The sequence below is a fragment of the Candidatus Pelagibacter sp. HIMB1493 genome, assembly GCF_052047995.1.
Lineage (GTDB): Bacteria > Pseudomonadota > Alphaproteobacteria > Pelagibacterales > Pelagibacteraceae > Pelagibacter.
Genome location: NZ_JBNAIP010000001.1, coordinates 572278 through 594672, shown reverse-complemented (window position 1 = coordinate 594672; position 22395 = coordinate 572278). Strand labels below are relative to the sequence as shown.

The 22395-nt window shown below is 31.0% G+C and carries 26 protein-coding genes and 3 tRNA genes; 23 read left to right on the top strand and 6 right to left on the bottom strand.

Annotation, left to right across the window (positions count from 1 at the left end; translation table 11 throughout):
• Positions 1–131: 131 nt before the first annotated feature.
• The 5 genes from ACTTBK_RS03185 to ACTTBK_RS03165 all read left to right on the top strand — a co-directional run bounded on the left by ACTTBK_RS03185 (position 132) and on the right by ACTTBK_RS03165 (position 5736).
• Entirely contained in the window at positions 132–1226 is a 1095-nt protein-coding gene (locus ACTTBK_RS03185) for a TRAP transporter substrate-binding protein (protein ID WP_262589327.1), read from the top strand.
• A 71-nt stretch (positions 1227–1297) separates the two neighbouring features.
• Complete coding sequence (locus tag ACTTBK_RS03180) at positions 1298–1912, top strand: TRAP transporter small permease subunit (protein WP_440618529.1); 615 nt, start codon at positions 1298–1300, stop codon at positions 1910–1912.
• Positions 1912–3246, top strand: coding sequence for a TRAP transporter large permease (locus ACTTBK_RS03175; protein WP_440618528.1), 1335 nt, complete (start codon positions 1912–1914; stop codon positions 3244–3246). Before ACTTBK_RS03180 ends, ACTTBK_RS03175 begins: the two co-directional genes overlap by 1 nt.
• Positions 3247–3272: 26 nt before the next feature.
• Positions 3273–4730: a cytosine permease gene (locus ACTTBK_RS03170; protein WP_440618527.1), complete on the top strand. Its 1458-nt coding sequence runs from the start codon at positions 3273–3275 to the stop codon at positions 4728–4730.
• A gap of 1 nt (position 4731) precedes the next feature.
• Positions 4732–5736, top strand: coding sequence for an alcohol dehydrogenase catalytic domain-containing protein (locus ACTTBK_RS03165; protein ID WP_440618526.1), 1005 nt, complete (start codon positions 4732–4734; stop codon positions 5734–5736).
• Here the strand turns inward: ACTTBK_RS03165 and ACTTBK_RS03160 are convergent.
• Entirely contained in the window at positions 5720–5854 is a 135-nt protein-coding gene (locus tag ACTTBK_RS03160; protein WP_440618525.1) for a hypothetical protein, read from the bottom strand. The two genes, ACTTBK_RS03165 and ACTTBK_RS03160, sit on opposite strands and share 17 nt — an antisense overlap.
• A 76-nt stretch (positions 5855–5930) precedes the next feature.
• Here ACTTBK_RS03160 and ACTTBK_RS03155 point away from each other — a divergent pair, with 76 nt between their 5' ends.
• Positions 5931–6581 (top strand): DUF3047 domain-containing protein, encoded by a 651-nt coding sequence (locus ACTTBK_RS03155; protein ID WP_440618524.1) that lies wholly within the window; start codon positions 5931–5933, stop codon positions 6579–6581.
• Here ACTTBK_RS03155 and ACTTBK_RS03150 read toward each other — a convergent pair whose 3' ends face one another.
• Positions 6582–6722 carry a hypothetical protein gene (locus ACTTBK_RS03150; RefSeq protein WP_440618523.1) on the bottom strand — a complete coding sequence of 47 codons (141 nt, stop codon included), beginning with the start codon at positions 6720–6722 and terminating at the stop codon, positions 6582–6584.
• 58 nt (positions 6723–6780) lie between these two features.
• On the opposite strand from ACTTBK_RS03150, the gene ACTTBK_RS03145 reads away from it, so the two are divergent.
• Complete coding sequence (locus tag ACTTBK_RS03145; protein ID WP_440618522.1) at positions 6781–7197, top strand: YbgC/FadM family acyl-CoA thioesterase; 417 nt, start codon at positions 6781–6783, stop codon at positions 7195–7197.
• Here ACTTBK_RS03145 and ACTTBK_RS03140 read toward each other — a convergent pair.
• Entirely contained in the window at positions 7190–7870 is a 681-nt protein-coding gene (locus ACTTBK_RS03140) for a uracil-DNA glycosylase (RefSeq protein ID WP_440618521.1), read from the bottom strand. The genes ACTTBK_RS03145 and ACTTBK_RS03140 overlap by 8 nt on opposite strands.
• Positions 7871–7872: 2 nt before the next feature.
• On the opposite strand from ACTTBK_RS03140, the gene ACTTBK_RS03135 reads away from it, so the two are divergent.
• Positions 7873–8430 carry a histidine phosphatase family protein gene (locus ACTTBK_RS03135; protein ID WP_440618520.1) on the top strand — a complete coding sequence of 186 codons (558 nt, stop codon included), beginning with the start codon at positions 7873–7875 and terminating at the stop codon, positions 8428–8430.
• 10 nt (positions 8431–8440) lie between these two features.
• Complete coding sequence (locus tag ACTTBK_RS03130; RefSeq protein WP_440618519.1) at positions 8441–8578, top strand: hypothetical protein; 138 nt, start codon at positions 8441–8443, stop codon at positions 8576–8578.
• Here the strand turns inward: ACTTBK_RS03130 and ACTTBK_RS03125 are convergent.
• Genes ACTTBK_RS03125 through ACTTBK_RS03115 form a run of 3 tightly spaced genes read right to left on the bottom strand, consistent with a single transcriptional unit; the run spans position 8575 to position 9404 of the window.
• Positions 8575–9003: a hypothetical protein gene (locus tag ACTTBK_RS03125; RefSeq protein WP_075506629.1), complete on the bottom strand. Its 429-nt coding sequence runs from the start codon at positions 9001–9003 to the stop codon at positions 8575–8577. The genes ACTTBK_RS03130 and ACTTBK_RS03125 overlap by 4 nt on opposite strands.
• On the bottom strand, positions 8990–9160 hold the full coding sequence (locus ACTTBK_RS03120; RefSeq protein WP_179850442.1) for a hypothetical protein: 171 nt from the start codon (positions 9158–9160) through the stop codon (positions 8990–8992). Before ACTTBK_RS03120 ends, ACTTBK_RS03125 begins: the two co-directional genes overlap by 14 nt.
• Positions 9153–9404, bottom strand: coding sequence for a DUF1289 domain-containing protein (locus ACTTBK_RS03115; RefSeq protein WP_440618518.1), 252 nt, complete (start codon positions 9402–9404; stop codon positions 9153–9155). The genes ACTTBK_RS03120 and ACTTBK_RS03115 overlap by 8 nt, the downstream gene beginning before the upstream one ends.
• A gap of 84 nt (positions 9405–9488) precedes the next feature.
• On the opposite strand from ACTTBK_RS03115, the gene ACTTBK_RS03110 reads away from it, so the two are divergent.
• The 14 genes from ACTTBK_RS03110 (at position 9489) to nuoG (ending at position 22394) form a co-directional block, all read left to right on the top strand.
• Positions 9489–9573: transfer RNA gene (locus ACTTBK_RS03110), tRNA-Leu, on the top strand.
• A 10-nt stretch (positions 9574–9583) separates the two neighbouring features.
• The gene (gene tig, locus ACTTBK_RS03105; protein ID WP_440618517.1) at positions 9584–11035 is read left to right on the top strand and encodes a trigger factor; all 1452 of its coding nucleotides are present in this window, start codon (positions 9584–9586) and stop codon (positions 11033–11035) included.
• Positions 11036–11067: 32 nt separating this feature from the next.
• The gene (gene clpP / locus ACTTBK_RS03100) at positions 11068–11679 is read left to right on the top strand and encodes an ATP-dependent Clp endopeptidase proteolytic subunit ClpP (RefSeq protein WP_440618516.1); all 612 of its coding nucleotides are present in this window, start codon (positions 11068–11070) and stop codon (positions 11677–11679) included.
• An 89-nt stretch (positions 11680–11768) separates the two neighbouring features.
• On the top strand, positions 11769–13037 hold the full coding sequence (gene clpX / locus ACTTBK_RS03095) for an ATP-dependent Clp protease ATP-binding subunit ClpX (RefSeq protein ID WP_440618515.1): 1269 nt from the start codon (positions 11769–11771) through the stop codon (positions 13035–13037).
• Between the two features lie 60 nt (positions 13038–13097).
• Entirely contained in the window at positions 13098–15476 is a 2379-nt protein-coding gene (lon, locus tag ACTTBK_RS03090) for an endopeptidase La (protein ID WP_075506633.1), read from the top strand.
• 50 nt (positions 15477–15526) lie between these two features.
• Positions 15527–15602 (top strand) — tRNA-Val (locus ACTTBK_RS03085).
• A 13-nt stretch (positions 15603–15615) separates the two neighbouring features.
• Positions 15616–15692 (top strand) — tRNA-Asp (locus ACTTBK_RS03080).
• An 88-nt stretch (positions 15693–15780) separates the two neighbouring features.
• The gene (locus ACTTBK_RS03075) at positions 15781–16149 is read left to right on the top strand and encodes an NADH-quinone oxidoreductase subunit A (protein ID WP_075506634.1); all 369 of its coding nucleotides are present in this window, start codon (positions 15781–15783) and stop codon (positions 16147–16149) included.
• Between the two features lie 10 nt (positions 16150–16159).
• The gene (locus tag ACTTBK_RS03070) at positions 16160–16675 is read left to right on the top strand and encodes a NuoB/complex I 20 kDa subunit family protein (RefSeq protein WP_425321967.1); all 516 of its coding nucleotides are present in this window, start codon (positions 16160–16162) and stop codon (positions 16673–16675) included.
• A 2-nt stretch (positions 16676–16677) separates the two neighbouring features.
• A complete protein-coding gene (locus ACTTBK_RS03065; RefSeq protein ID WP_440618514.1) occupies positions 16678–17283 on the top strand; it encodes an NADH-quinone oxidoreductase subunit C in 606 nt (201 codons plus the stop codon).
• Entirely contained in the window at positions 17267–18442 is a 1176-nt protein-coding gene (locus ACTTBK_RS03060) for an NADH-quinone oxidoreductase subunit D (protein ID WP_440618513.1), read from the top strand. Before ACTTBK_RS03065 ends, ACTTBK_RS03060 begins: the two co-directional genes overlap by 17 nt.
• Positions 18439–19047, top strand: coding sequence for an NADH-quinone oxidoreductase subunit NuoE (gene nuoE / locus ACTTBK_RS03055; protein ID WP_440618512.1), 609 nt, complete (start codon positions 18439–18441; stop codon positions 19045–19047). The genes ACTTBK_RS03060 and nuoE overlap by 4 nt, the downstream gene beginning before the upstream one ends.
• Positions 19040–20371: an NADH-quinone oxidoreductase subunit NuoF gene (gene nuoF, locus ACTTBK_RS03050; RefSeq protein ID WP_075506639.1), complete on the top strand. Its 1332-nt coding sequence runs from the start codon at positions 19040–19042 to the stop codon at positions 20369–20371. The genes nuoE and nuoF overlap by 8 nt, the downstream gene beginning before the upstream one ends.
• On the top strand, positions 20364–22394 hold the full coding sequence (gene nuoG / locus ACTTBK_RS03045; protein ID WP_440618511.1) for an NADH-quinone oxidoreductase subunit NuoG: 2031 nt from the start codon (positions 20364–20366) through the stop codon (positions 22392–22394). The genes nuoF and nuoG overlap by 8 nt, the downstream gene beginning before the upstream one ends.
• The last annotated feature ends 1 nt before the right edge of the window (position 22395 follow it).

Below are 22395 nucleotides of genomic sequence, written 5' to 3'. Positions count from 1 at the left end.
CTCTTATAAATTAAAAAAATTATATTTCTAATAAATCTGTTAAAAATTTTAAAATATACCAATATTAACACTTGTTTTAGTTTTCATTCTTTGACAAAGTTTTGACTTTAAAAATAAAGAGAGGGAAACAAATGAAAAAAATCATTTCAATGTTATTTGCAGTTGCAATGGTGTTTGGATTTATTTCAAATGCTAATGCTGCAAAAACACTAAAATGTCAGACAGTTCTTAATACAAAAGCTGATGAAGTTAAGATGTTAAAGGATTTTACTGACACAGTAACAGCGTTAACTGGTGGATCTCTTAAGTTTGAAATTATGCCAGCTGGAGCTGTTGTTGGTGTAAAAGAAACTTTAGATGCAGTTGACAAAGGCCTAATCGATTGTGGTTTCGCATGGACTCACTATTGGTCAGGTGACCATCCTGCAGCTATGCTATTCGGTTCTCCAGTAGCTGGTGGTGGTGTTGGTATTGACAACATTGCATTCTTATCATGGTTTCAGTATGGCGGTGGAAAAGAGTTATACGACAGACTATGGAAAGAAATGGGAAGAGACATCAAAGGATTTATGATTCAACCAGTTGGACCAGAGGCTTTAGGTTGGTTTCCAAAACCAATTAAAGATATGGCTGACTTTAGAAAATATAAGTTCAGAACTCCTCCAGGAATTCCAGGACAAACATATAAAGACATCGGTATCGCATCTGTAGCTATGGGTGGTGGAGATATTCTACCAGCTTTAGAAGCAGGAACAATTGATGCTGCTGAATGGTGTTGTCCAAAACCAGACTTAACATTTGGTTTCCAAAAAGTATTAAAGCACTACTACCTACAAGGTCTACACCAAGTAGTCGTAAATGCTGACTTTTATATTACTGGAAAAACATACAACGCTATGAGCGATCATGAGAAGAAGTCTCTTGAAGTTGCAGCTAATGCATCATTAGCTAAATCTTTAAGTTACAGAATCTATGAAAATGGTAAAGCTTTAAGAGAGCTTACTGAAGTTCATGGAGTTAAATTAGAGGACACACCTTCTGATTACTTCACAGAATACATGGCTGCAGCTAAGAAAAGTTTGGAAACAAACGCTGCAAACAATGCATTCTTTGCAGAAGTATGGGACTCAATGAAAGAATTTGCTGATATAGCAGTTCCTTTCTGGAGTGGTGCTCAAATGTCTAATGCGAAGCTAGGAATGGCTCACGCAGCAACATTAAAGTAATCCAATAATTAATCTATAATTCAATTAGAGCGGACTTAATTGTCCGCTCTAATTTTTCTAACAAAATTTTTATGGCTGAAGAACCAACTAAACTAGATATATCAGATGAAATGATAGCCGAAAGGCGAGGTGGTTCAGGAAAGATGCCAAATGACATGCCATCATGGATGGCAACCTCAATTATAAATATTGATAAATTTAGCAAATGGATAGGTAACGTTGTTTGTTGGATACTGATGCCACTTATCTTTGCTATGACTTACGAAGTTTTGGCGAGAAAACTTTTTCATGCACCTACAATTTGGGCTTATGACATAAGTAGATTTTTGTATGGTGCACTATTCATGTTAGGTGCAGGTTATGCACTTTCAAAAGGTGTTCATATAAGAGCAGATTTTTTATACAGAAATTTCAAAACAAAAAACCAAGGGACGATTGATTTTTGGTTATATATTTTATTTTATTTTCCAGGACTAATAGTCTTTCTTTATATGACAATTGGTTATGTGGGTGAGTCTATTCAAAGAGGTGAAAGAGGAATGGATACTACATGGATGCCTTATATGTGGCCAATTAAGAGTTGTTTATTAATTGGTATCGTATTTTTATTAATCCAAGGTATTTCAGAATTATTAAAAAGTTATTGGGCTGCTACTAGAGGAAAATGGCCAGGAGAAGATGAATAATGTTAGCTGAATTTATAGATCCAGCATATTTAGGTTTTATTCTGGTAGGAGTAATGCTTTTTGCAATTTTCGTGGGATTTCCTATTTCATTTACACTTATATTTTTAGGTTTTGTATTTGGATATTTAGGATTTGGAAAATTAGTCTTTTATTTAATGACCCTCCAGTTTTCGATGGTCATGACCGAACAAACCCTCGCCGCCGTACCTCTCTTTGTCTTTATGGGCATTATGATGGAGCAGGCAGGTTTGATGGAAAGATTATTTTCATCATTTCAAATGATGCTAGCAAGAGTTAGAGGAGCGTTATATTACGCTGTTCTTTTTGTTTCAGTTATTTTTGCTGCAGCAACAGGGATTGTTGGCGCTTCAGTAACTATACTCGGTATCATGGCAGCAAAATCAATGAATAGATCTGGCTATGATGTTAGACTTGCTGCTGGAACGATAACAGCTGGTGGTACTTTAGGAATTTTAATACCTCCAAGTATCATGCTTGTTGTTATGGGCCCAATTATGGAAATTCCAGTTATTGATTTATTTGCTGCTGCTATAATTCCAGGAATTCTTCTAGCAAGTTTATACGCTGGATACACAACAATAAGATGTATGATTGATCCTAAATTGGGACCTGTAATTCCTGAAGAGATGAGAGCTGCTAGTATGAAAGAAGTATGGATTGAATTCTTCTTAGGTTTAGTTCCACCAGCAGCCTTAGTGTTTGCAGCATTAGGAAGTATACTTTTTGGTTTTGCAACTCCAACAGAAGCAGCTGGCTGTGGTGCAATGGGAGCTTTACTACTTTCTTTAGCATACAAAAAATTAACTTTTTCAAAACTTCAAGAAGCTCTTGTTAAAACTTTAGAGATAACAGCTTTAATTATGGTTTTAGTTGCTGCATCAAACTTTTTTGGGGCTGTTTTTGCAAGACTAGGTACTCCAACTCTATTAACTGAATTCTTGTTAGGTTTAGAAATGAACAAATATTTAATATTAGCGATTGTGATGGTTGCAATATTTTTATTGGGTTGGCCTTTAGAGTGGGTACCGATCGTAATGATTATTGTGCCAATTATTTTACCATTGATTGAAGCTCTTGGCTTTAATCTTACTTGGTTTGCAATATTAGTCGCCGTCAATCTCCAGACCGCCTGGCTGTCCCCACCAGTGGCATTGTCTGCGTATTTCTTAAAAGGGGTGGTGCCTGAATGGGATTTAAAAGATATTTATTATGGAATGATGCAATTTATGGTGCTTCAAATAATTGGTTTGGTTTTAATTATAATATTTCCTAAAATTGCACTTTGGTTACCAACTCTCCTATATGGACAGTAGAAATTATTAGTTTAAAATAATTTCTAGTGAATCAACCTAAAGTTAAATACTCCCTATCAAATTGGGATTTAGTTTCGGTAAATCCAAATTATAAAACTTGGAATTGGAAAGACCTTTTTTGTTACTGGGGAGTTAATGTACAAAGTGTAATTGGTTTTTCTCTAATTGCCTCGCTTTATATAATGTACAATCTAAACACCTTTGTGGTTTTAATAGGAACTTTATTAGGTTCATTTTTTGTTTATTTATTTGCTAATTTTATTGGAAAACCTTCACAAAAATTTGGATTACCTTTTGTAGTTTTGTTGAGATCTTCTTTAGGATTTAATGGAGCGAAATTTTTTGGATTAATCAGAAGCTTGGTTGGAATTTTCTTATTTGGAATTCAAACTTATTTTTTATCAAAAATTTTAACTTATCTTATTAGAATATTACTTTTCACTATCGATGAGTCATTGTTAGTACAAGATATATTTATTTTTTATTTTTTTGGTTTAAATATTATAGATTGGTCATCAATTTTAATTGTAATTATTTTTCAAACATTTTTGTTTAGTATTGGTGCTCAATATAATAAAAAAATAATAAATTTTTCAGCAATCAGTGTTTATGTAGGAATTATTGTTTTTTTCTTCCTTGTTTTTTTAAGTGATGTCAAATTAACATCAAAAGCCTTTGTAAATATTTTTAATACCAAAAACTTTTTTGATCTTAATAATTTATTACCACTTTTAACTGTAGCAGGAACTGTCTTTGCTTATTTTTCAATATTAATAATTAGTTTTGGGGACATTTCTAGAAATGTTAAAAATACTAAAGAGTTGGGTAAAGGGAATTTAAGTTTGCTTATTAATTTAATTATTTTCTCTTTTTTCTCTATATTTATTGTTGCCGGATCAGATGCACTTTTAAATCAAAAATTTTCAGACATAGACAGAATTTTTACAAATCCCACTGATATAATTGGCAAATATGACAATATTCAAATAACCACATTGGTACTATTTTTTATCGTAATTGCCTCAGCATCCACGAATTTAGTAGCCAATTATATTCCATCTCAATATTCACTAATAAATTTTGTTCCAAATAAATTATCTTTAAAGAGTGCAAGTTATATAATTTCTTTCCTCGGTTTGTTGGTAGCTATTTTTTGGCTTACAATTTTGAGTCAAATTGGTATTTTATCTTTTATAGATACATTTGGTGCATTTTTTGGTCCTTTATTTGGAGTAATAGTTGCTGACTATTATCTGATCAATAAACAAAGCTTGAGTAACAAAGATTTGTATTCAGTAGAAAAAGAAAGTAGTTACTATTATTCAAGAGGTTGGCATATCAAAGGTGTTTACTCAGTATTTCTAGGTTTTATTTTTTCAGCGTCAACAATTTGGAACACAAATTTAATGTTTTTACAGTCTTATGCGTGGTTAATTGGTGCATTTGTAGCCTGGATAACGTATTACTTGTTGGCAAAAAAATAATATGAAAGCTTTAGTATATACTGGAACACAAGAATTAGTTTACAGAGACGAACCTAATCCAATTGAAGTTTCGGGAGAAAGTATTTTAAAAATCCATGCTTCAGGAATATGTGGTTCTGATATGCACGCATATCATGGACATGATGAGAGAAGAATTCCTCCGTTAATATTAGGCCATGAAGTTAGTGGTGAAGTTCAAAATGGTAAATTTAAAGGTAAAGACGTTGTTTTAAATCCTCTGATAACTTGTGGTAAATGTGAATACTGCACAAGTGGAAGAGAGCATCTTTGTCCTCATAGAATTATTTTAGGCATGAATAAACCAATTGAAAGACAAGGGGTTTTTGCAGAATTTGTCTCAACACCTGACACAAATATTTATGAAATCCCAGATGGAATAGATAAAAACGAAGCGCCAGTAGCAGAGCCAACTGCAGTTTCTCTACATGCAGTATTAATTGGTGAACAATCTTTAAAAAAACCTTTATCTGAATGTAAAATTTTGATCCAAGGTGGTGGTGCAATAGGATTATTATGTGGTTTAATTTTATCTAAAATTAAAAATAGTGAAAATATAATTCTCTCTGATCCTAATAAATTGAGATTAAATGAGTGCTCAAAATATTTAGATGCAAAATATGTTGCACCAGACCATAACGAAATAGAAAGTAATAAATTTGATATTGTATTTGATACAGTAGGGTTGGAAATTTCAAGACAACAGGCTATTGAAGTGGTTAAGCCGGGTGGTTCAATTATACATATAGGCTTAACTCAGCCAGCTGGAACTTTTAATTTTAGAAAAATGACACTTCAAGAGGTGACCGTAATAGGAACTTATTGTTATACCAATAAGGATTTTGAGCAAACTTTAGCAATATTAGCTAACAAAGAGATAGGTTCTCTAGATTGGATTGAATTTAGGGATTTAAAAAATGGTGGTGATGCCTTTAAACAAATTCATGATGGCACCTGTGTTGCACCTAAAATTATACTGATACCTTAGGATTTGAATTTAATTTTATAACTCTAGAACTACCCATTTTGAGGTCATTAGACATAATTGGTGCAGATATCATTATTGACCAATAAATTAAAAGTAAAAAAATTGAAATTGTTTTCATAACATTTTTTTTAAAAATTAATTCTGATTTTTGCATGTTTAAATCTTGTCTAAATAATGTATTAAGAACTTAAATTATGAAAATATTTTTTAAACTCATCTCAATTTTTTTGATTTCAATTAGCTCAGTTGTTGCAAATGAAGTTGTAGTTTTTGAGTTTACAGAAGCAGAACTTTCAGAATTAACTGTCAGAAAAGTAAGGGGAGCAAAGAACGAGACAAAATATACTGTTGGGAAAAATGAAAATGGAAATTTCCTTAAGGCTGTTGCCGATAATGCAGCATCTGGTCTTGGCAAAGAAGTTAAAATTGATCTAAACAAGACTCCTTTTATAAATATTACATGGAAAATTGAGCAAGATTTATCCGGAATTAAAGAAGATACAAAGAAAGGCCATGATTTTGCAGCGAGAGTTTTTGCTGTTAAAAAAACAGGTGCAACACCATTATCAAACAGAGCAGTTAACTATGTGTTTTCAAGCAACAGGGATGTTGGTGTTAGTTCACCAAGTCCATACACAAAAAAATCTATAGACAATGTTATAGCCACAACCAAAACTAATTTAAATGAATGGGTAACAGTTAAATCAAATGTAAAAGAAGATTTTAAGAAATTTCACGATTTAGATTTAGACGAATTAGATGGTTTAGCAGTTATGGCGGATACAGATAATTCTAAAATGAAATCTGTGGCTTATTTTCAAAACATTTATTTTTCAGCAAATTAATTAAAGTTTAGTATATTTTTTTAGACCCATACTCAGGATTGATAGTATGATTGCTACAATTACGTCCTCTATTGGAGTAGCATTAGGAACACCAAAGTTCCATAAAATTACTCCAATCAACCAAATTATATAAACTTTCATTGTAGTTATTATATCTTAGTTTGTATAAAAATTTCTCATTATTTGATATTAATGAACAATGCATAAAATTTTTAGCCATAATGTTAAAATTTACTATGAAGATACAGACTCAGGAGGAGTTGTTTATTATGCAAATTATTTAAAATACTTTGAAAGAGCAAGAACAGAAGCTCTATTAACTATTGGTTTAAGTAATTTGAAAATTAAAGAAGAGTTTAACTCTTTAATAATCGTTAAATCATGCAATATTCAATATAAAAAATCAGCATACTTAGAAGATAATTTAACAATAAAATCTTTTATCTCCTCTTTATCAAAAACCTCTTTTGTAATGGATCAGTCAATTTACAGAGATGATTTGTTAATTGTGGATGCAAAAATACATTTGGTATTTGTAAATAAAATCGGAAAACCTACAAAAATTCCTGAGATAGTTTTAAATAACTTTGAGCCTTATATTTTAAAAACTAAATAACTGTTTCTCTTTTTATTTTTTTGAAAAAATTAATTATCATTTTTTCAGATATTAATTTTGTATTTACATTTCTAGGACTTGGATGATAACACGCGTATAATCTGATTTTATTTGATAAATCATAATATTTCCCATGCTTAAAAGTATATTTTCTATTTAATTTATTTTTACTTTTGTAATATTTAATACAATTATCAAAAGCAACTTTACCTAAAGCAACAATTGTTTGGATTTTGCTTAAAGTTTCAATCTCAGTTTCAAAATGATTTGAGCAATTTGTTAATTCTTCATTTGTTGGTTTGTCACCAGGAGGAACACATTTCAGTATATTGGTTATATAAGTTGATTTTAATTCCAATCCATCATTTAAATTTTCTGAATAAGGTAGATTAGAAATATTTGCTTTTTTTAAACAAGAAAACAAGAAATCGCTTGATTTATCTCCAGTGAAAGGTCTTCCTGTTCTGGTTCCCCCGTGTGCTGCTGGCGCTAAACCTAAAATTAATAATTTCGAGTTTATCTTACCAAACCCTGGAACTGGTTTTCCCCAATAAGTTTCGTTAATATTTTGTTTTCGTTTTACGGTAGATATTTTTTTAATAAAATTAATTAATCTAGGACATTTTCTACATTTAATAATTTTCTTATTAAGTTGTTTTAATTTATTATTCATTAATGAAAATTTTAAAATATTTTTTAATTATATTTATATTTTTAAATTCTCCAATTAAAGCAGATTCAAGTGAAGCTATGGTTGGTGAGCTTCAAAAAGGTGGTAAATTAATATTTATTCGTCATGCTTATGCACCGGGAGGAGGGGACCCTTCTAATTTTGATGTCAATAATTGTGAAACTCAAAGAAACTTAAATGAAGAGGGAAGAGTACAATCAAAAAAAATTGGAAATTTTTTTAAACAAAATGATATTTTATTAAACAAAATTTATTCTAGTGAATGGTGTAGATGCAAAGAAACTGCAGAAATAGCATTTAAAAATTATGAAACAAAAAATTTTTTGAATTCATTTTTTAGTGCAAAATTTGCTAAAAATAGAAAACAACAAGTTATTGATTTTAATAAATTCTTAAATACTTGGGATCAAAAACAAAATATAATTTTTGTAACACATTACGTGGTAATATCTGAGCTTTTAAACTACGCACCATCATCAGGTGAGATTGTTATTTCAGATAAAAATTTAAAAGTAATTGATACTTTGGAAATAGAATATTAAATTAGTAATTATGTCCTCAAAAAGAGCTATGCGACAAGCACAAAAACAGGCATTCGCTAAACATAGATCAAACATTTCAAATAGCAGATTTGATTTTAAAAAAAAAAATTTAGATAAACTTAAGGAAAATAAAAGGAAGAAAACCTAACTTTGATTTGCAAATTTTTCTATTTTTTTACATGTAGAAATTTTTGAAATCCCTTCGATATCATTCATAACACTTTTAATAAATATCTCAGGCTTGTTTTTTTCAATTAATATTTGAGTATAAAATTGAGGATAACCATGTTTTAAAGTAAAAATTTTACCATCCTCTTCGTAAATATTTCTTACATAGGAGTTTGATTTTTTTACACTTAAATCAGTAATTCTATATTTTTGGTAAGTTTTTTCTGCATAAACATAATTTCTAGTCATAATTAATTCATTAAGATTAAATATGTATTCATTTTTTAAATATTTATCTTCTTTATGATCACATTTACTTAAAATTATAATTTCTGAAAATGAATGATTTATAAATGAGAAAGAAAATAAAATGAGAGAAAAAAAAAATAATTTATTTTTTTTCATTTTTTTCAGCAAAAAATAATCCAATTAAAAAAAGTGCTGTCCACCCAATACCCAGTAATGCTTTAGGGCTAGTCTCAGCGCTCCACATATCCAGAACTAAAGCACCAAAGATTAGTCCTATAATATAAATTATAACTACAATTGTTGATTTACTCATTTTTAAGATTTTTTTTGAATAGAGATATTCCGTTATTTATTTTGTGCTCGTAAGACTCGTTAAAACTATCTAATTGCCAACCAGTTAATCTTTTTCTGATGCTTTCTAAATTATCTTGTTTCCATTCATCTGTAGTTTCTTCTAGTTTCCACAGTTTTTTTTCATCATTATTTCTTCCACATCCATAACAATAACCTGTTGATGGATCTGTTTTGCAAATACTAATACAAGGCGAAATAATCATATTATTTATATTTTTATATCCTTTTACACTATTATTCGGATTGGACAAATGAGTTCAATAATATATAAAGCACCTAATTTAACTGGGGCGATGGCGGAATTGGTAGACGCGCTGGTCTTAGGAACCAGTCGAGCAATCGGTGAAGGTTCGAGTCCTTTTCGCCCTACCATTAAATGTTTATGAAAGTTACTGTAGAAAATAAAAAAGGTTTAAATAAAGATCTAAAAATTTTTATCGATAAAGAGACTATGAACTCTTATATGGATGAAAAATATGAAGAGATTAAAGGAACAGTAAATTTAAAAGGTTTTCGACCAGGAAAAGTACCAAAAGAAATTTTAAAAAGACAATTCGGCAAAGCTGTATTTGGTGAAGTATTAGACAAAGTTTTAAAAGACACATCTACAAAAGCGTTGGAAGAAAACAAAATTAAACCAGCAGGTCAGCCAAAATTAGATCTAAAGACATATGGTGAAGATAAAGAATTGGAATATGTCTTGTCAGTTACAGAATTACCTAAAGTAGAGATTAAATCATTAGAAAACATTAAATTTGATGAATACACTGTTAAAATTGATGATAGTGAGACAGATAAAAGAATAAAAGAAATTGCTAAGAACCAACCAAATTTCAAGGAAGGTGCACCTGATACAAAAGCAAAAGAAGGTGATCTAGTTGCATTAGATTACAAAGCAACAATTGATGAAAAAGAATTTAAAGGAAGTGAAGGAAAAAATACACAGCTTACATTAGGTAAAGATTTATTTTTGAAAGGTTTTGATAAGCAGCTAATTGGTGTTAAAAAAGATGATGAGAAAGTTGTTGAAGCAACACTTCCAGAAAATTATCCTGAAAAAGAATTAGTTAATAAAAAAGCTAAATTTAATTGTAAAATTTTATCAGTTAAACAACCACAAGAGGTGAAAATAGATGATGATTTTGCAAAAAATTTAGGAGCTAAAGATTTGAAAGATCTTAAAGCTTTAATTTCAAAACAAATAAATGACGAATATAAAAATTCTTTAGATCAACTTTCAAAAAATCAAATTTTAAAAGAAATTGAAAAAATTAAAGTTGAAGAAGTTCCAGAAAACTTAATTGAAGAAGAAGTTAAAATTCTTTCACAAGGTATGTCTGAAGAGGAGGCTAAAAAAAATAAAAAATCTTTTGAAGAAAAAGCAAAAACAAGAATTAAAACTGGGTTAATCTTAAATGAATTTGGTGAAAAAAATCAAATCAAAGTTAGTGAACAAGAAATTCAAGCTGAAGTACAAAAACAATTGAGAATGATGCCAGGACAAGAGAAAATGGTTATGGATTTTTATCAAAAAAATCCATCTGCTTTGGCCAGTCTAAGAGGGACAGTCTACGAAGAGAAAATTTTAAATCTTATAAAAGAAAAAGGTAAACCAAATAAAAAAGAAATTTCAAAAGATGAGGCGGAAAAAATCTTAAAAGAAGCTCATAAACACGATCACGATCATGACCATGATCATTCACATGATCACGAACCAAAAAAAGAAACAAAAAAGAAACCTGCAGCAAAAGCTTCAGAGAAAAAAAAACCTTCTACAAAAACAGCAAAAGCAAAACCAGCCGCTAAAAAAACAAAAAAAGTTAGCAAAAAGTAATCACAAGTTGTATAAGTAGAAAGAATCAACTTATGACAACAAAATTACCAGAACATATGAGCAATCTAGTGCCGATGGTTGTAGAGCAATCAAGCAAAGGTGAGAGAGCTTATGATATTTATTCAAGACTTTTAAAGGAAAGAATAATTTTTTTAACGGGCCAGATAAATGACAATATTGCATCCTTAGTAACAGCTCAGTTATTATTTTTAGAAGCTGAAGATCCTAAAAAAGAAATTTATTTATATATCAATAGTCCTGGTGGATTGGTTACAGCTGGTCTTGGGATTTACGATACCATGCAATATGTAAAACCTGATATTTCAACTTTATGTATTGGGCAAGCTGCATCAATGGGATCATTTTTGTTGGCTGCAGGAACTAAAGGAAAGAGGTTTTCTTTACCCAACTCAAGAATAATGGTTCACCAACCTTCAGCAGGTTTTCAAGGACAAGCTACGGATATAGAAATTCATGCTAATGAAGTCTTGTCATTAAAGAAAAGATTAAATGAAATTTATTCAAAACATACAGGCAAAACTGTTGATGAAATAAAATCTGCTTTAGAAAGAGATAATTTCATGACTGCTGATGTCGCAAAATCATTTGGTCTTATTGACGAAGTAGTAGAAAAAAGATCATAAAACACAATATATTGATAACTTACTAATCCAAACTTGATTAGTATGAGTCATCTATAATAAAGTAATGAAATTGATTCGTTTAAAAAATTATGAATACAAATAATAAAAATATTCTTTACTGTTCTTTTTGTGGAAAGAGCCAACATGAGGTTAGAAAATTAATTGCAGGTCCAACTGTATTTATTTGTGATGAATGTGTTGAGCTTTGTATGGATATTATAAAAGAGGAAAGCAAAGATACTTTTGTTAAACATCAAGACGGCCTTCCTTCACCAAAAGAAATTTGTACAGTGCTAGATGATTATGTAATTGGTCAAGCGCATGCCAAGAAAGTTCTTTCAGTAGCAGTACATAATCACTACAAAAGACTTAATTATGAAAACAAAACTAGTAAGAATGTAGAATTATCTAAATCCAATATTTTATTAGTTGGTCCAACTGGTTGCGGTAAAACTTTATTAGCACAAACTCTTGCTAGAATTTTAGATGTTCCATTTACAATGGCAGACGCAACAACTTTGACAGAAGCAGGATACGTTGGTGAGGATGTTGAAAATATAATTTTAAAATTACTTCAAGCTTCAGATTATAATGTTGAAAAAGCACAACGTGGAATAGTTTATATCGACGAGGTTGATAAGATTAGTAGAAAATCTGAGAATCCATCCATTACAAGAGATGTATCTGGAGAAGGAGTTCAGCAAGCTTTATTAAAAATAATGGAAGGAACTGTTGCAAGTGTTCCACCTCAAGGAGGTAGAAAACATCCTCAACAAGAGTTTTTACAAGTGGACACAACAAATATTCTTTTTATTTGTGGAGGTGCTTTTGCTGGATTAGACAAGATTATTTCTCAAAGAGACAAAGGTACTTCAATTGGTTTTGGAGCAGACGTAAAAAACACTCAAGACAAGAAAACAGGAGAGTGGATGAAGGGACTAGAACCTGAGGATTTATTAAAATTTGGATTGATTCCAGAGTTTATTGGAAGACTACCAATGATAGCAACTCTTGAGGATTTAGATGAAAAATCATTGATCAAAATTTTACAAGAACCTAAAAATTCCTTAACTAAACAGTATCAAGAACTATTTAAGTTGGATGGAGCGAAATTAACATTTAAAGAAAATGCTCTTAAAGAAATAGCTCAAAAAGCAATTAGCAAAAAAACAGGTGCAAGAGGTTTGAGATCAATATTAGAAAATATATTATTAAAAACTATGTATGATCTCCCAAGTCAAGACAACATTGAAGAAGTAATTGTTGATGCAGGAGCTGCAAAAGGTCAATCACAACCAATTTTAGTTCATTCTAAAGGCGAAAATAAATCTAAGTCTGGCAAAACATCAGCGGCTTAATACCCTTAATAAGTAACAAAAACCTATTGCAATATAATATATAATATCCATATTAATCCTATGGATGTTAAAATATCATTGCCGTTATTACCTTTAAGAGACATTGTAGTCTTCCCAAGCATGGTAATACCTCTGTTTGTAGGAAGAGATAAATCTATTTCTGCACTTAATGAGGTGATGAAAAAAGATAAGAAGATTATTCTTGTAACTCAAAAAAATTCAGAGATCGATGATCCTAAAAAAACAGACGTATTTATGTATGGTTGTGAGGGAAGTATCCTACAATTATTAAAATTACCAGATGGAACTGTAAAAGTTTTAGTAGAAGGAATTAAAAGAGTTAAAATTTTAGACTTTAAAGATAACGAGAAATTTATTACGTGTGACTATACATATTTCAATGACATCTTACCAAAAGATGAGGATTTATTTCCTTTAGCTGCTACTGCTTTAAGAAGATTAGAGAAATTAACTTCAATAAACAAGAAAATTTCGAACGAAACAATAAATACAATTAAGCAGTTAAAAGATCCTTCTCAAATAGCTGATAATATTGCTTCACATATCACAGCTACAATTTCAGAAAAACAACAAATTTTTGAAACAGTTGATGTTAAAAAGAGATTAAACGCCATAATTAAAATTATGGAGAATGAAACAAGTATAATTGGTGTAGAAAAAAGAATCCGAGGACGAGTTAAAACTCAAATGGAAAAAACTCAGAGAGAATACTATTTAAACGAACAGCTTAAAGCTATTCAGAAAGAACTTGGTGAGATTGAAGACGGCAAAGACGAAACTACAAGTCTAAATAAAGCTATCACAAAAGCAAAAATGCCAAAAGAAGTTGAAAAGAAATGTCTACAAGAGCTTAAAAAATTGAAGAACATGAGCCCAATGTCAGCTGAAGCTACTGTGGTTAGAAACTACCTTGATTGGATGACGGAACTACCTTGGCATAAGAAAAGTGAAGTTGATATCGATTTAACGAAGGCATTAAATATTCTTGATAAAGATCATTTTGGATTAGAGAAAGTTAAAGAAAGAATAATAGAATTCTTAGCTGTTCAAAAAAGAATGGAAAAAATTAAAGGGCCAATATTATGTTTAGTTGGTCCTCCTGGTGTTGGTAAAACATCTTTAGGTAAGTCTATCGCAAAAGCAACTAACAGAGAATTTGTTAGAATGTCCGTAGGTGGGATGAGAGACGAAGCAGAAATAAGAGGGCATAGAAGAACTTATATCGGATCATTACCAGGTAAAATAATTCAAATGATGAAAAAAGCTGGAACAAAAAATCCTCTAATTTTATTAGATGAGATAGATAAAATTGGAAATGATTATAGAGGTGATCCATCCTCAGCATTATTAGAAGCGCTAGACCCAGAACAAAATACAACTTTTAACGATCACTATTTAGAAGTTGATTATGATTTATCTGATGTGATGTTTGTAACAACGGCAAATACTTTAAATATATTGCCTCCATTATTAGACAGAATGGAAGTAATTAGATTAGCTGGTTATACGGAGGATGAAAAAATTAGTATAGCTAATAAATATCTACTTCCTAAACAAATTAAAGATAATGGTGTTAAAGAAAAAGAAATGAAATTGGAAGACGACATCATAAAAGAAGTTATTAGAGGATACACTAAAGAATCAGGAGTTAGAAATTTAGAAAGAGAAATTTCTAAACTTGCTAGAAAAGTTGTTAAGAAAATTGTAGCGGGTGAGGAAAAAGAAGTTCAAATTAATAATAAAAACTTATCTGATTTTCTTGGTGTAGCTAAATTTAAATTTGGAGAATTAGAATCTGAAAATAGAGTAGGTATTGTAACTGGACTTGCTTGGACTGAGTATGGTGGGGAAATTTTAAAAATTGAAACAGTAACTATGCCTGGTAAAGGAAGAATGCAGATTACTGGTAAGCTAGGTGATGTGATGCAAGAGTCTGTAAAAGCTGCAAAATCTTTTGTTAGATCAAAATGTTTAGAGTACGGAATTATTCCACCTCTATTTGAGAAAAAAGATTTTCACATTCATGTACCTGAAGGAGCAACACCAAAAGACGGTCCATCTGCCGGAATAGGAATGGTTACTTCAATTGTTTCATCGATTACAAATATACCTGTAAGAAGAGATGTTGCGATGACTGGTGAGGTAACATTAACAGGTCAGGTATTGCCAATAGGCGGTCTTAAAGAAAAATTATTAGCTGCTCATAGGGCTGGAATTAAAGAAGTTTTGATTCCAAAAGAAAATGAAAAAGATTTAGTGGATATGCCTAAAAAAATTATAGATGATATTAAAATTACGCCAGTTGAATATGCAGACCAGGTAATTAAAATTGCTTTAACTAAAGAACTTAAACCTACGGAATGGGTTGAGGTAGATTTAGCTAAAAAAGACGATAAATCTCAAGCTAGTATTCAATAATAATTAATTTACTTTATTTAAGTGTTGATGTAATAAGTAGCTCAGTTTTGGGGCGGTTAGCTCAGTTGGTAGAGCATCTCGTTTACACCGAGGGGGTCAAAGGTTCGAGTCCTTTACTGCCCACCAAACAAATTTAAGTGGGGGTGTAGCTCAGTTGGTTAGAGCGATCGCCTGTCACGCGATAGGTCGAGGGTTCGAGTCCCTTCACTCCCGCCACTTTTTCCCAATAAACTGTCTGTTAATATTAATAAAATGTGACTTATCTTCCCTTCAACATCAGATAAAAACTGATATATAGATTTTCATGTTATCTGAATTTTTAAAAGATTATCTACCAATTATTCTATTTTTAGTTATCGCTCTTGGTTTAAGTGTTGCTTTTGTAGTGTTAAATTTTTTACTTTCTCCAAAAAAACCTGATCCAGAAAAATTGTCTGCATATGAATGTGGTTTTGAACCGTTTCAAGACTCCAGAATGGAGTTTGATGTAAGATTTTATTTAGTTGCAATTCTATTTATCATATTTGATCTCGAAATTGCCTTTCTATTTCCATGGGCAATATCATTAGGAAATATTGGTCTATTAGGTTTTTCATCAATGATGATTTTTCTATTCATACTTACAGTTGGTTTTATTTATGAATGGAAAAAAGGTGCTTTAGATTGGGAATAAAATTAATTTAATGAACGATAAAATAGAACAAGTTCCTGAAGAGTTTAAACAACTTGCTAAAGATTTTAGTAAAAATGGTTTTATAACTACATCGCTAGATAATTTAATTAATTGGTCTAGATCTGGCTCTTTGCATTGGATGACTTTCGGTCTTGCGTGCTGCGCAGTCGAAATGATGCAAACAGCAATGCCTAGATATGACTTGGAAAGATTTGGAGCTGCTCCGCGTGGATCACCAAGACAATCAGATGTGATGATTGTTGCCGGAACATTGACCAACAAAATGGCACCAGCATTAAGAAAGGTCTATGATCAAATGCCAGAACCTAGATATGTAATTTCTATGGGTAGCTGTGCTAATGGTGGAGGTTATTATCATTATTCTTATTCAGTTGTAAGAGGGTGTGATCGTATAGTTCCAGTTGATGTATATGTTCCAGGATGCCCTCCTTCTGCTGAGGCATTATTATACGGAATTTTGCAATTACAAAAAAAAATTAGAAAAAAAGGATCTTTTATAAGATAGTCATGAATAGTTTAGAGGATCTAGAAAAAAAAATTAATTCTGAGTTAACCACCAAAATTAATAATTCAGAAATAAAACATAATCAAATTTATCTAGAAACAGATAAAGATGATTTTTTAGATGTAATTTTATTCTTAAAAACTAATTTAGATACAAAATTTCGACAGTTAATAGATATTACAGTTGTAGATTATCCAGAAAATAATCAAAGATTTCAAGTAGTTTACTTATTTTTAAGTCATGAATTTAATCAAAGACTAGTTCTAAAATACTCTATTTCTGAAAATGAAGTTATACCTTCTTTAACAAGTCTCTTTCCTGCAGCAAATTGGATGGAAAGAGAAGTTTTTGATATGTATGGTGTAAATTTCAAAGATCATCCCGATTTAAGAAGAATACTTACAGATTATGGTTTCGAAGGACATCCTTTAAGAAAAGATTTTCCTTTAACTGGTCATTCTGAAGTTAGATATAGCGAAGATCAAAAAAAAGTTATTAGCGAACCAGTTAAACTAGAGCAAAATTATAGAAATTTTGATTACGAGAGCCCTTGGGAAGGAACAAAATACATTAAAGAAGAAATTGAAAATAATGACAAAAAAAATTAAAAATTTAAATCTAAATTTTGGTCCTCAACATCCAGCAGCTCACGGTGTATTAAGATTAATATTAGAATTAGATGGTGAGGTTGTTGAAAAAGCAGACCCACATATAGGCTTGCTTCACAGAGGTACAGAAAAATTAATTGAAAACAAGACATACATGCAAGCCGTTCCATATTTTGATCGATTGGATTATGTAGCTCCAATGAATCAAGAACATGCCTTTGCCCTTGCTGTAGAAAAAATTCTTAAAATAGATGTACCGATTAGAGCTCAGTATATAAGGGTTATATTTTGTGAAATTGGAAGAATATTAAGTCATATTCTTAACGTTACTACTCAAGCGCTTGATGTTGGTGCCTTAACCCCATCACTTTGGGGTTTTGAAGAACGAGAAACTTTAATGACTTTTTATGAAAGAGCTTCTGGGTCAAGATTACACGCCAACTACTTTAGAGCCGGTGGTGTTCATCAAGACTTACCCAAAGGTTTAGAGGAAGATATTTCAAACTTTTGCGATACATTTCCAAAAGTGATTAATGATTTAGAAAGTCTCTTAACAGACAATAGAATTTTTAAACAAAGAAACGTCGATATTGGAATTGTAACTAAAGAGGATGCTTTAGATTATTCGTTTTCAGGAGTTATGATTAGAGGATCAGGGGTGCCTTGGGATTTAAGAAAATCTCAACCTTATGATTGTTATGAGGATTTAGATTTTAAAATACCAGTTGGAAAAAATGGTGATTGCTACGATAGATATTTATGCAGAATTGAAGAAATGAAAGAGAGTGTTTCTATTATTAAACAGTGTTTATCTAAAATGGAAAAAGGTCCAATTAAATCATTAGATGGTAAAATTAGTCCACCATCAAAAAAAGATATTAAACAATCAATGGAAGCGTTAATTCATCATTTTAAACTATTTACTGAGGGTTATAGAGTGCCTAAGGACGAGATTTACACAGCTGTTGAAGCACCTAAGGGAGAATTTGGAGTTTATTTAATTTCTGATGGTTCAAGCAAACCTTATAAATGCAAGATTAGAGCCCCAGGTTTTTCACATTTGCAATCAATGGATTATTTAATTAAAGGACACATGTTAGCAGATGTACCAGCTGTTCTAGGTTCATTAGATATTGTTTTTGGTGAGGTGGATAGATGAGTTTAAGAAAACCAGCAAAAGATCAACCAGAAAGTTTTGAATTTAATGCTTCTTCTTTAGAGGCAGCAAATAATATTGTTGCAAAATATCCAAAAGGAAAACAACAAAGTGCTGTGATGGCCTTACTTTATATTGCTCAAAGACAAAATAATAATTGGATACCATTAGCTGCAATGAAGTATATCGCTAAGTTTTTAGACATGCCTTATATAAAAGTTTATGAGGTAGCTACTTTCTACACAATGTACAATCTATCACCTGTTGGAAAATATTTTGTTCAAGTATGTACTACAACACCATGTATGATTAGGGGTGCAAATAAATTGGTTGAAGCTTGTAAGGAAAAAATTTCTGAAAATGAATGTGAATTATCAAGCGATAAGAGTTGTTCATGGATGGAAGTTGAATGTCTAGGTGCTTGCGTGACTGCTCCTATGATGCAAATAAATGATGATTATTACGAAGATCTTGATAAAGAAAAAACATCTGAGATTTTGGATAAAATTTTAAGTGGAGAAACTCCAAAACCAGGTTCATACAGAGGAAGAATTAATAATGAGCCAGAGAACAATAGAAAAACACTAACAGATTTAAAAAATGCTTAAAGATCAAGATAGAATATTTCAAAATTTATATAATGATAAAGGCTCTGATGTAGCAGCGTCACAATCAAGAGGTGATTGGGTAAACACTAAAGAAATTACTGAAAAAGGAAGAGATTGGATTATTAATGAAATTAAAGAATCTCAGCTTAGAGGTCGAGGTGGAGCAGGATTTCCTACAGGTTTAAAGTGGTCATTTGCACCAAAAGAAGTTGGATCAAGACCACATTATTTGGTTATCAATGGTGATGAATCTGAACCAGGAACTTGTAAAGATAGAGATATTTTAAGATTTGAACCTCATAAATTAATAGAGGGTTGTCTAATAGCATCATACGCAGTTCAAGCACACGTCTGCTATATATATATTAGAGGAGAATATTTTGTTGATGGTCAAAAACTCCAAGCTGCAATTGATGAGGCTTATGAGAAAAAACTATTAGGAAAAAATGCAGCTGGAACTGGGTGGGATTTAGATATTTATATCCACTATGGAGCTGGAGCGTATATTTGTGGTGAAGAAACAGCATTACTTGAAAGTTTAGAGGGTAAAAAAGGTCAACCAAGATTAAAACCACCTTTCCCAGCTTTGATTGGTTTATATGGATGTCCAACTATAATTAATAATGTTGAAACGATTGCTGTGGTGCCAACTATTCTAAGAAGAGGAGCGAAATGGTTTGCTTCTTTAGGAAGAGAAAAAAATACAGGTACTAAAATATTCTGTATTTCTGGAAATGTTAATAATCCGTGTAATGTAGAAGAGGAAATGAGTATTCCTCTAAAAGAATTAATAGAAGTTCACGCTGGTGGAGTGATTGGTGGATGGGATAATTTGCAAGCTGTAATACCTGGTGGATCTTCTATGCCTTTAATTCCAAAAGATAGATGCGAAACATTAAAGATGGATTTTGATGCGTGTGTCGAGGAAAAAAGTGGATTAGGAACAGCAGGAATAGTTGTTATCAATAAAGATCAAGACATTATTAAATGTATGGCGAGAATTGCTAGATTTTACAAACATGAAAGTTGTGGACAATGTACACCTTGCAGAGAAGGTTCTGGATGGATGTGGCGAATGCTTGAGCGTATGGCAAAAGGCGATGCAACTAAAGATGAAGTTGACATGTTAGGAGATGTAACAACCCAAATCGCTGGTCATACAATTTGTGCGTTTGGAGAAGGTTCTTCATGGCCAGTTCAAGGTTTGTTAAGACATTTTAAAAAAGAAATTCAAGAAAGAAACAATTTGGACCCAATTGTTCAGAAAAAAAATAATATACCTTATTTGGTTGATCAACATTTATTAGATAAAAAAAATGCTTAAATTAAAAGTAAATGACATAGATGTAGAAGTTGAAGAAGGACTAACAGTTCTTCAAGCCTGTGAAAAAGCAGGAGTTGAGATACCTAGATTTTGTTATCATGAAAAATTATCTATAGCTGGAAATTGTAGAATGTGTTTGGTGGAAATGGAGAAATCACCGAAACCCATTGCATCATGCGCAATGCCTGCTGCCGAAGGAATGAATATTAAAACAAACACAAGTTTAGTTGAAAAGGCTAGAAAAGGTGTAATGGAATTTTTACTAGCAAATCATCCTCTAGATTGTCCTGTATGTGACCAAGGTGGTGAGTGTGATCTTCAAGATCAATCAATGTTTTATGGAGTAGATAAATCTAGATTCAAAGAAAACAAAAGAACTGTTCCTGAAAAAAATATGGGACCGTTAATCAAAACTCAAATGACAAGATGCATACATTGTACAAGATGTGTGCGATTTGCCACTGAAGTTGCAGGAGTCCCAGAACTTGGTGCAATAGGTAGGGGTGAGGATATGCAAATTACAACATATCTTGAGCAATCAATGCAATCAGAATTATCAGCCAATGTAGTTGATTTATGTCCTGTTGGAGCTTTGACATCAAAACCTTATGTTTTTGAAGCAAGACCATGGGAATTAAAAAAGACTGAAACAATTGATGTTATGGATGCAATCGGTTCAAACATTAGAGTTGATACATACGATTGGAAAGTAAAAAGAGTTCTCCCACTAATAAATGAAGATATTAATGAAGAATGGATTTCAGATAAAACTAGATATGCGTGTGATGGTTTACTTCATCAAAGATTAGATACTCCATATATTAAATACAACGGTAAATTTGAGAAAGCTTCGTGGCAAGAAGTTTATAAAATAATAAAATCTAAATTAGAAAATACATCTAAAGAAAAAGTATCTGGTTTTGTTGGAGATTTAACAAACATGGAAACTGCTTACATTTTTAAAGAATTTTTTGAGCGAACAGTTGAAACTGATAATTATGAGTCAAGATCAGATAATAGATATATTAATATTTCAAAAAGAGAAAATTATTTGTTTAATTCTTCAATTAATGGAATTGAAGATGCTGATTTAATTTTATTATTGGGTGCCAATCCTAGATACGAAGCTACAATTTTAAATACAAGAATTAGAAAATCTTATCTAAATAATAGTACAAGAATTGTATCATTAAATGATTGTGGAGATCTAACTTATCCTTATGAAAGTTTAGATGGGCAAACTAAAACAATTAAAGAAATTATAGATGACACACATAAACTTTCAAAAGAAATAGAAAGTGCAAAAAAACCAATGATCATAATTGGTGAGTCCTTACTAAGATTAGAAAATGCACAATATCTGTTTAATAATTTAAAAGATTTTTTGAATAAAAAAAACAAGTTCTCAGAAGATTGGAATCCTTTGAATGTTTTATCATGTGATGCAGCAACTGTAGGAAATTTTGATTTAGGAGTTTTAAACAATAAAACAAATTTAATAGAAGATTTAAAATCAAATAAATTTGAAATAGTGTTTTTAATAGGTCAGGATAATTTAAATTTTGCTAAAAAAAATGAATTTGTTATTTATCAAGGAAGCCATGGTGACAAAGGGGCAGAGTGTGCAGATATAATTTTACCTGGCTCAGCTTACACAGAACAAGACGGTTATTATACAAATTTAGAGGGAAAAATTCAAAAAGCATTTAAGGCCTCTTATCCTCCTGGAAATGCAAAAGAAGATTGGCAGATAATAAATGAACTAGCTGAATTCATGAATAATAGAAAATTGTTTAACGATAAAGAAGAGCTAGATAGCAGCATGTTAAATTATTTAAAACTGCAAAGTGAAAAACAAACTGAACAAAATAATAACAACTCGAATTCTGATTTTAATAATGAAAATTTAAAAATTGAAATTAAAGATTATTATTTTTCTAATGTTGTTGCTAAATCATCAAAAACAATGATTGAGTGCAATAATGCAAAAACGAATTTAAAATCAACAGGCACTGAAGGTTAAG